Here is an 8932-nt window from a genome sequence, read left to right as displayed (position 1 = left end):
CTGTCGTGATAGCTAAATCACTGAACCGACGCGGCCTCCCGCGCTTATTCTGTTTACTTTGCGCCCAACCGCTTATCGCCTCTTCATCAATCTAAAAGGTCATAGAGCCACGGTTAATAAGTAATTGGTTGTATTGCTTCCAGTTGGTTGTTTTGTAGCGTGGTTTAGGCATGAGGCTACGAGAGATAGTGAACGTAGCAGATCAGATCGTAGGTTCTGGATTTAATTCCATTGAATTACGCAATAAGGCCTAAATAGACCGCTAAAATGGCATATATGCTGGTTTTATAAAATCAATGAAAATGTAAAATGTCATCTATCAATAAATTTCGCCTTTGGGAAAGTAAAGACATGGCGAAATATATTCACGATACCTTAATTAGCAAATCATGAGAGTCTATGCCATTTTTAAAATCTCAGGCTGAACAGCTTTCTCAACCAATCAGTGATGAGTTGGTGTGTGGTGTTTACTTGAAAATGGACAAAAGTGCGTTTCGTCCATTACGGAATGAGTTCAATGTTGCGCAAACCGCATTGCGTAAACTCAGTCAGAATCCGGCAGAAAGCGAAAAAGACGAGTTGATAGCCGCGTGTCACGCAAGTTGGCAGTCCTTGTCCGAGCGTTTGCTTGAAACTTTCGCCCACACCACGCGAGACATCGAGTTAATTTCTTGGTTTATCGCGGCTCAATTTTTGCTCGACCCTAGTCTTGAGAGTGCGGCCAATAGCATCGAATGGTTGGCGGACTTGGCAGAGCAACACTGGGATCACCTCAACCCCGTTTTGACTGAAGAAAAACTCACATCCGACGAGAATGCGGCCATCGCTAAGCAACAAGCTGAAGCGAAAATTAAGGCATTGATGCAATTGGTTGGGGAGAGTGAAGAGAGCTGTTTGCTGTATGGGCCATTGCTTCAACTTCCTTTGGTCGGAACGGTAACATTTTATGACTACCAGAGCGCCGAGCGCCGAAGTGAAACCAGTCAATTAAAGTCGTCTCTCTCAGCAGTAGTAGCTCAGGAGCGCGCTGCCATCACCGCTAAATTGGACAATTTGAGCCAAGTACTCGCGCAGTTGGATAGATTGCGCGTAAACGTCGCTCAGCGAAGCCAAGCATTAGGCGTCAAAGCGGCCAATTTTGGCTTCGTGACGGGATTACTGCGTCGCGTGGACCAAGCGCTATTTCATCTCACTGGGATCAAAGTGACGGCGACGACGGAGCCGAAAGCCGCAGCGCCTGCTGATGAGCCTTCCGTGGTTTCCGAGCCCACGAATATTGAGCCATCGACTTGTACATCGGAGCCTATGACAACGTCACAGCACCTCCATGCCGGGAACTTGTCCGCGTTGGGCGCGCTCAACAATATGAACCGTGATCTGGCATTCCATCTATTGAGAGAGATCGCGGACTACTTTCGCCAAAGCGAGCCGCATAGTCCTAGCGCTTTCATGTTAGAGAAGGTGATTCGTTGGGGCTATCTCCCTCTGCCTGAGCTGTTGCAAGAGATGATGGCAGAGAAAAGCGCTGACTCGGTCAGTGCAATGTTTAATGCCGTTGGGCTCAATCACCTTGAGCAGGTGACTCTGCCTGAAGTGACACGCCCAGCGATCACCCCGGTGCCTTCGGTGGCTCCGCAAGTTTCGGAAGCACCAAGTGCCCAAGAGTTAGTATCACAGACTTCCCCTGTCGATACCCAACCTCAACGAGATGATGAACCTAAATCCTCAGCGAAATCTGGCTTGAGCTGGTAATCGTCTTTTAAAAAATAAGGAAAAAACATGGCAAGTATTTATATGCGCATCAGTGGCTTCAACTTCGATGAAGGTGCAGCCACTATCGAAAAAATAAAAACAGAGAATGGAGAAAGCACAGATTGGTTTGCGATCCAGTCTTATGCGTGGGGTGGTGCTCGCAACGTTGCGATGGACATTGGTAACGCCACCAACGCTGATGGTGGCATGGTCGGCGTGAGTGAAGTCAGTGTCACTAAAACAGTAGATGCTGCCTCAGAAGCTCTCTTGTCTTATCTATTTGCCCCAGGTAAAGATGGCCGTGACGTAGAGATTGCCTTCACCAAACCAGCGGATGGAGGTAAAGGTGTGGAAGTGTACTTCCAAATCAAACTCGAAAAAGCACGTCTGGTTTCTTACAACGTGAGCGGCACTGATGGCTCACAACCTTACGAGAGCCTATCGCTGTCTTACACGAAAATTTCTCAAAAGCACCATTTTGAGTCAACTGGTGGTGATCTTAAGCCAGGTGGTATTGTGACTTACGATCTTCCTACGGGAATTATGGAGTCTGGTCAGACAGGATCGTAAAAGCTGTGCGCATTATTTTTCCAATAATGCGCCTAATTTCCCAATAGAATAAATAGGACAAGCTATGTCATTGAACTCGCAACACAAGCGCGTCAGCAAGAACCGAGTCAGCATTACGTATGATGTGGAAACCAATGGTGCTGTGGAAACCAAAGAACTGCCGTTTGTCGTCGGTGTAATTGGTGATTTCTCGGGCCATAAACCGGATTCGGAAAAAGTCGCGCTTGAAGAGCGTGAATTTACTGGCGTTGATAAAGACAACTTCGACTCTGTGATGGGGCAAATCCACCCACGTTTGTCGTACAAAGTGGACAACAAGCTAGCAAAAGACGACACACAATTTGATGTGAATTTGAGCTTTCGCTCGATGAAAGATTTTCATCCGGAGAATCTGGTTGAGCAGATCGACCCACTTAAGCAGTTAGTTGAGACACGTAATCAACTCAAAGTGTTGTTAAGTAAAGCGGACCGCTCAAGAGATCTCGAGAGTCTGTTAAAAGAAGTTCTACAAAGTACAGACGCCATCAATGGCTTAGCTGAGGAACTTGGTTTAAATCAGGAGGGCGGCGAATAATGTCGGTAGAACAACAAGCAACGCAAAATGTGGCAGAAGCAGAGGCTTCGCTGAGTTTTCTTGATCGTGCGATCAGTGCGACCGCCCAGACGCCCGTCGATACGACGAAAGAGTTGTTGAGCATTATGACGGCCCAAGCGCTAGAAGGGACCGTAACGTGGGATAAAAACTTTACACTGACCATTGAGAAAGCCATCGGCGAGATTGATCGTAAGATCTCTGAGCAGTTGTCTACAGTGATGCAAAACTCTGAGTTCCAAAAAATGGAAGGGTCTTGGCTGGGGCTACAAAAACTCGTAAAAAATAGCGAGTTAGGACCAGATTTAAAGATCAAACTGGCGGATTACACCAAAGAAGAACTGCTTGAGCAATTCGAAGATGCCCCAGCAATTGATCGTAGTCGCTTCTTCAACATGGTGTATCAGGAAGAATTTGGTACGGCCGGGGGGCAGCCTTACGGTGCTCTCCTTGGGGATTACGAGTTTGGTTACGGTGACGAAGATGTTTCTTTGCTTCGTTACATGGGCGAAGTCGCGTCGGCATCTCACTCTCCATTTGTTGCGGCGGCAAACGCTGGCATGTTCGATTTCAGTTCATTCAGTACCTTTGCTGAAGGTAAACCAGTCGCTACAGGCTTTGACTCGCCAGCGTATGCAAGTTGGAATGCATTCCGTGAAAGCGATGACTCGCGTTACGTAGCGCTGACCTTACCTAAGACAATGGCACGCTTACCATACGGCGCGGATACGGTGCCAGTGAAGTCTTTTGCGTTTGAAGAGCTGAAAACGCGTGACAACGGCCAAGCCATTGTTTCATCAGACAACGAGTTTGTTTGGAGCAATGCAGCGTATGAATTTGGCTTACTTATGACCCAAGCTTACACAAAATACGGTTGGTGTACGGCGATTCGTGGTACGGAAAATGGCGGCAAAGTTGAAAACTTACCGAATTTTACGTACGTGTCAGATGCCGGTGATCTATTGCAGCAATGCCCGACTGAGCTCAACTTTACCGATGAACGTGAGAAAGAACTGAGTGATCTGGGCTTCTTGCCGCTCGTGCATTACAAAAACACGAACTACGCGGTGTTTATGGGCGCGCAGACGACGCACAAGCCAAAGACTTACACAGATCCTGATGCAACGGCAAACGCCGCAATTTCAGCTCGTTTACCTTATACGATGGCTAGCAGCCGCATTGCCCAGTACCTCAAAGTTATGGGCCGTGATCGTATTGGCTCTAACTTAGATCCAAATGATGTTGAGCGCGATCTCAACTCTTGGATCGATCAGTACGTAAACCCAAATGCGATCGGTAACGATGCCAAAGCCACCCACCCGTTGGTTGAGGCAAAAGTCACTGTTGAAGAACAAGCTGGCCGACCTGGCGCTTATTCTGCGGTAGCCTACCTGCGTCCTTGGCTACAAATGGAAGAATTGACGACCTCATTGCGTATGGTTGCAAATATCCCTGGTTAATCTGATTCGGGGGCTTGTAGTCCCCGAATGTTTTGCATTGAGTTTTTGATGAAATTTGATTCCGAAATACCACTCAGCCCAATAGGCTCTTCCGCCTGGCAGGCCTTATTAGCTAAGGCGCCACGTCAATCAAAAGCGCAATTCAAAGCATGGCTTAATCGTTTGATTGCTCAGCTTGATGCTCTGCTCAGTGAGCAGTTATCTGAAGTCATTCAGCATCCGCAGTTTCAGCAACTGGAAGCGTCTTGGACTGGAGTCGAATCCTTGACAGAGGTTCAAGTTTCGCAGCGCCGTGTGAAAATTAAGCTGCTCGATGCCAGTTGGCAAGTGGTTGCTTCCGATCTTAATCATTCATTCGATTTAAAGCATTCGGGGCTGTATCAGAAATTATATGCCAACGAGTTTGATACGGCGGGAGGAGTGCCTTTCGGGCTTGTCATGGTTGACCATAAGATCAGTGCAGACTACAACCCAGATCAAGAGTGGGATGACTTATTCACTCTTCAACTGTTATCTGAGTTGGGTGAAATGGCATTTTGTCCAATGGTGTTAGGTGTTGATGAACTCTTTTTTGGGGATGACCCTCGTCGACAACTGCATGATCGAGCTCGTATAGACCGTATTCTAAGCAGCCGTGATCTCGTGTCGTGGCAACTGCTACGAGGGCGCAGCTCGTCACGTTTTCTCCACTTAGTGATGCCAGAGTTTTTAATGCGCCAACCTTATCAGCATTGTCCTGCTGGCTTTCTGTTTAACCAAGAACAACGTGAGCATTGTGCCTTATGGGGGAACAGTGGCTACCTGATCTTGAGTAATGTGATGCGCGAGTTCGACCGCATCAGTTGGTTTGGGTTTTTGCGTTCATACGATGACACTGGTAACTATGGAGCGGTAGTGCCGAACTCTGGATCACTGCGCACGAAAGTAGACTTGTTTGCGGAGGACGATGGCTTTTGGGCCGCGCAGGGATTCATGCCCTTAACGAGCCTTTATTTGAGTGATCAAAAAGGATTTTTTAGCAATCAGTCCGTCTGGCAAGCCCCGAGCCCAGATCAACGTCAACTAGGAATGCTACAGACCAATTTGATGGCCTGCCGATTTGGTCACTACATCAAAGCACAAATCCGTGATCAGGTTGGACGGTACGACAGTGTGGAAAGTTGTCGACGTAGCCTTGAGCGGTGGCTGGATCAATACATCAGCAACGTGAGCTATGGAGAAGACTCGATCTTAGCGCGGTATCCCCTCCGTTCCTGCTATGTGCGAATTGAAGAGTCAGAACACGATAAGACGCGTTATCTGTGTGAAATCATGCTCCAGCCTCAGTATCAGTTTGAAATGATGGACGCCAAAGTAGTGTTGACAGCGTCGGTATCTGGACAAGAAGTGGGGGAGAGTCAATGAGTCTAATGGCAAAACTCAATCAGGGGTGGCGCAATGACATTGATGCCGTCCGCGACGTCATTGTGGATAACGTTTGTGATTTGATCTCGAGTCGGGCACCTCTTTGGTCGAACGAGCCATCTATCCCAGAAGCGACCATTGCTGGTTTGGGGATGCGAAATATTGCTCGCGCACAAAGTAAGACAAACAATGCCGACATTATTGACGAAATTGAAGCGCTAATCCGTTTCTATGAGCCACGTTTAACGCAGGTTGAAATTGAGGTGCAGGAAGGGACAAACGCGACGAACCAACTGAGTTTTCGTCTGTCTGCTGTGGTCCACTCGGATCTTGGCGATGAAGCCATCGTGTTGGACTCCTTTCTGGATCTCAGCAGCAACAAACTTGATGTAAGGAAGTCTAATTTTGTCTAATTCATTGCTTTCCTATTTTGAACAAGAGCTGCGTTTTATTCGCAATGAAACCACACAATTTGCCGAGCGCCACCCAGGGGCAGCGCGTGCGCTCAGTATACGCAAAGACAGTATTGATGACCCACAGATCGCTCGTCTGATCGAAAGTGTTGCACTGATGAACGGTAAGTTACAGCAGCGTCTTGATGACTCTTATCCGGAACTGACCGAAAGCCTGGTTACATTGCTGTTTCCGCATTACTTAAGACCGCTCCCGTCCTATACCATGCTGGATTTTGAGGTGGAGAAGGACGCCAATGCTAAGCATATGATTCCCAAAGAGACGGAATTCGACTTAATGGGTGAAGGGGAGGAGTCGTTCGTGTTTCGAACGACGGAGGACATCGAGATTTTTCCGACCTCCGTCTCGTCAGCCGAAGTGTTATTTGCACCTTTTGAACTGGCTAAGCCATCAGGGGCAGAGAGTGCGAAGGCAATGCTGGAGCTGACCATCACGGCGACCGATGAAGGCATTGAACTCAGTGAGTTGGGTATGGAAAGCCTCACTCTGCACCTCAAAGGAGAAAGCCACTTTGCTTTGCGTCTTTATGATGTCTTGGCTCAAGGTGTTGCTCAGGTGGCGCTTCAATGCGAAGGCGGTGCGGTGCTACTGGGACCATCGGCATTGCAACCCATTGGTTTTGACGCTGAGAACACGGTATTGCCCTATCAGGCAGCCAGTTTTGGTGGGTTCAAACTGCTGACTGAGTTCTTTATGTTTCCCGAGCGTTTTCAGGGTTTTAGTCTCGATTTGACGCGTCTTGGTCAACGACGTCTAGGGGCGGAATGTCGGCTTCAAATCTTCCTTGATGAAATCAGTGTGGAGCAGGCGCGAAGTATCCAGACCCAGCACTTTTCATTGTTTAGCGTCCCTTTGGTGAACTTGCACAGTAAGATCTCTGAGCCTATCCATATTGACTTCAGCCAGAAGCAATATCCGGTGTATCTCGATAGCAATCAACGCAGTGATTTGGAAGTATTTTCTGTTGACGAGGTGGTGGACGTTACAGAGGGTGAACCGTGTGTGGTGCCGCCTCTGTACGGGGAGAAATACACCAGCACAAACAATTCATTGCGATGGCAACTTGTGCAAAGTATCCATGAAAGAGGGGTGCTGAGCAGCAGTTTGAAAGTGGCGGACTTGGGACACGTCAGTGCGAAGGTAGGGGAGCGCGTCTGGACTGTCACCACCACGGCTAGCGATGGTGTGAGCGCAGGTTCACTCCCAGTAACAAGTCAAATTGCTTGTCGTGATGCGCTGACAATACCTGCCACAATGAGTTTGTCACGCAGGCCGACGTTGCCAGTACGAAGTCGAGACGCCAATAAGAATGTGTGGGCGCTGCTGTGCCACTTGCATTTTAACTACCATGCCATTTTGGGTACCGACAATCCAACGGCTACCTTGAGAAATGTACTGGAGTTGTACAACCACAATCAAGCCGTGCAGAACCAAGTATATATTGATGCCCTACTGGATATTACCCAAGAGCAGGTTGTGGCACCGCTCCGTGTCTCTGGCAAAACGTGTTTTGCTTACGGAACAAAGATCGCTGTGACGTTAGAAGCCAGTAACGTGAATGGGGGCATTGCTTTGTTTGCCCACTTACTGGATCGATTCTTTGCCTACTTTGCGGGCTTTAACAGCTTCACGCAGTTGGATGTTTATCTCGAAGGACAAGATGGTGTTTATCTGTCCTTCCCAAGGAGAACCGGGTGCAAGAGTCTATTGTAAGTCGATTGACCTCGGGTGGCTTCGCGGGTCAGTTGGAAAAGGCGTGGCAGATGTTCAAGCATCAAGCGCACCTGGCGGGGCAACGACCTGAAGTCAGGTTCAAAGCCGAAGTTCTTCCTGCCTATTACCAGACTCAGGTGTCTCAAGTCACGTCTGACCGAGCTGGGGCATTCATCGTGTCAACTTCGGTTGCTGCGTTGTCTGGCAATGGAGGAGCGATGCCCCGAGCGATGTACAGCGGCGCGCTCTCAGCGCGATTTGAACGGGGGGACGAAGCCGCCTGTGATTTCTTTGACACGTTTAACAACCGCTATTACCGCCTGCATTGTGAGACCGAACAAAAACACGATCTGGCCTATCAAGTTGAAGAAGAGCATTTCCATTGGAACCAACACCGTCAGTCGATGACTGGCATGCTGTCTTCACTGGCTGGTCAGACGGGAGAAATGCGCTCTATACCCGAAGATCACTTGGTGCAATACACCGGATTGCTTGGGCTGAAGCTGACGTGTCCGCTCGCTTTGAAAGCGTTGCTGGAGGACTATTTTGATACGGAGTTTGATATCGCCCGAACTGGACTAGAGTACCTCCCTCTTACGGAATGTTCGTTAACCCAAATTGGGCAGAGTGGTCAGAATCAACAACTTGGGATAGGTGCGTTGGCAGGGAAGAGTACACCGATGCTCGGGCACAAACTCGCGATCAAAATTTGTCCAAGAAACTACGCCCATTACCTCGCCATTAGGCATGACGAGAAAATGATACATGCGATTGATCATATGGTACGCAGTTACATGGGGGTCAATACCAAGTTTGCTTTGTACATGAAAGTGCGAAGCCAGTACCTGCCGCGAGTCACGCTCTCTTCCGACCATCAGAAAGCACTGCGAATAGGGCAGTCTGCGTGGATGGACAATCAATCAACCCAACCACAGTTTGTGGAAATGCCACTGGCGAAAAGTTAGGA

8 protein-coding genes and 1 pseudogene are annotated in these 8932 nt (G+C 48.6%); 8 read left to right on the top strand and 1 reads right to left on the bottom strand.

Annotation, left to right across the window (positions count from 1 at the left end; translation table 11 throughout):
• Positions 1–172 (bottom strand): annotated as a pseudogene (locus tag ACED60_RS23090) (transposase); the annotation flags it as partial.
• Between the two features lie 227 nt (positions 173–399).
• Here ACED60_RS23090 and ACED60_RS23085 point away from each other — a divergent pair.
• The 8 genes from ACED60_RS23085 to ACED60_RS23050 all read left to right on the top strand — a co-directional run bounded on the left by ACED60_RS23085 (position 400) and on the right by ACED60_RS23050 (position 8930).
• Positions 400–1752: an ImpA family type VI secretion system protein gene (locus ACED60_RS23085; protein WP_231900565.1), complete on the top strand. Its 1353-nt coding sequence runs from the start codon at positions 400–402 to the stop codon at positions 1750–1752.
• 27 nt (positions 1753–1779) lie between these two features.
• Positions 1780–2322, top strand: a complete 543-nt coding sequence (locus ACED60_RS23080) for a type VI secretion system tube protein Hcp (protein WP_017082798.1) — start codon at positions 1780–1782, stop codon at positions 2320–2322.
• 64 nt (positions 2323–2386) lie between these two features.
• Positions 2387–2896, top strand: coding sequence for a type VI secretion system contractile sheath small subunit (tssB, locus tag ACED60_RS23075; protein ID WP_017082797.1), 510 nt, complete (start codon positions 2387–2389; stop codon positions 2894–2896).
• Positions 2896–4374: a type VI secretion system contractile sheath large subunit gene (gene tssC / locus ACED60_RS23070; RefSeq protein WP_231904487.1), complete on the top strand. Its 1479-nt coding sequence runs from the start codon at positions 2896–2898 to the stop codon at positions 4372–4374. The genes tssB and tssC overlap by 1 nt, the downstream gene beginning before the upstream one ends.
• Before the next feature lie 48 nt (positions 4375–4422).
• Entirely contained in the window at positions 4423–5778 is a 1356-nt protein-coding gene (locus ACED60_RS23065; RefSeq protein ID WP_017082795.1) for a type VI secretion system contractile sheath domain-containing protein, read from the top strand.
• Entirely contained in the window at positions 5775–6191 is a 417-nt protein-coding gene (gene tssE / locus ACED60_RS23060; protein ID WP_029224443.1) for a type VI secretion system baseplate subunit TssE, read from the top strand. The genes ACED60_RS23065 and tssE overlap by 4 nt, the downstream gene beginning before the upstream one ends.
• Entirely contained in the window at positions 6184–7965 is a 1782-nt protein-coding gene (gene tssF, locus ACED60_RS23055; RefSeq protein WP_231904486.1) for a type VI secretion system baseplate subunit TssF, read from the top strand. Before tssE ends, tssF begins: the two co-directional genes overlap by 8 nt.
• Positions 7947–8930, top strand: a complete 984-nt coding sequence (locus tag ACED60_RS23050) for a type VI secretion system baseplate subunit TssG (RefSeq protein ID WP_017082792.1) — start codon at positions 7947–7949, stop codon at positions 8928–8930. The genes tssF and ACED60_RS23050 overlap by 19 nt, the downstream gene beginning before the upstream one ends.
• Positions 8931–8932 lie beyond the last annotated feature (2 nt).

The organism is Vibrio sp. 1F279 (assembly GCF_041439815.1).
GTDB lineage: Bacteria > Pseudomonadota > Gammaproteobacteria > Enterobacterales > Vibrionaceae > Vibrio > Vibrio tasmaniensis_A.
Note: the sequence above shows the minus strand (reverse complement) of the source record. Positions and strands in the feature narration are given on the sequence as shown.

Bases quoted from the DNA above. Each gene is read 5' to 3' on its own strand.
- tssC (WP_231904487.1), top strand. From the start codon at position 2,896: ATGTCGGTAGAACAACAAGCAACGCAAAATGTGGCAGAAGCAGAGGCT.
- ACED60_RS23085 (WP_231900565.1), top strand. From the start codon at position 400: ATGCCATTTTTAAAATCTCAGGCTGAACAGCTTTCTCAACCAATCAGT.
- tssE (WP_029224443.1), top strand. From the start codon at position 5,775: ATGAGTCTAATGGCAAAACTCAATCAGGGGTGGCGCAATGACATTGAT.
- tssB (WP_017082797.1), top strand. From the start codon at position 2,387: ATGTCATTGAACTCGCAACACAAGCGCGTCAGCAAGAACCGAGTCAGC.
- ACED60_RS23065 (WP_017082795.1), top strand. From the start codon at position 4,423: ATGAAATTTGATTCCGAAATACCACTCAGCCCAATAGGCTCTTCCGCC.
- ACED60_RS23080 (WP_017082798.1), top strand. From the start codon at position 1,780: ATGGCAAGTATTTATATGCGCATCAGTGGCTTCAACTTCGATGAAGGT.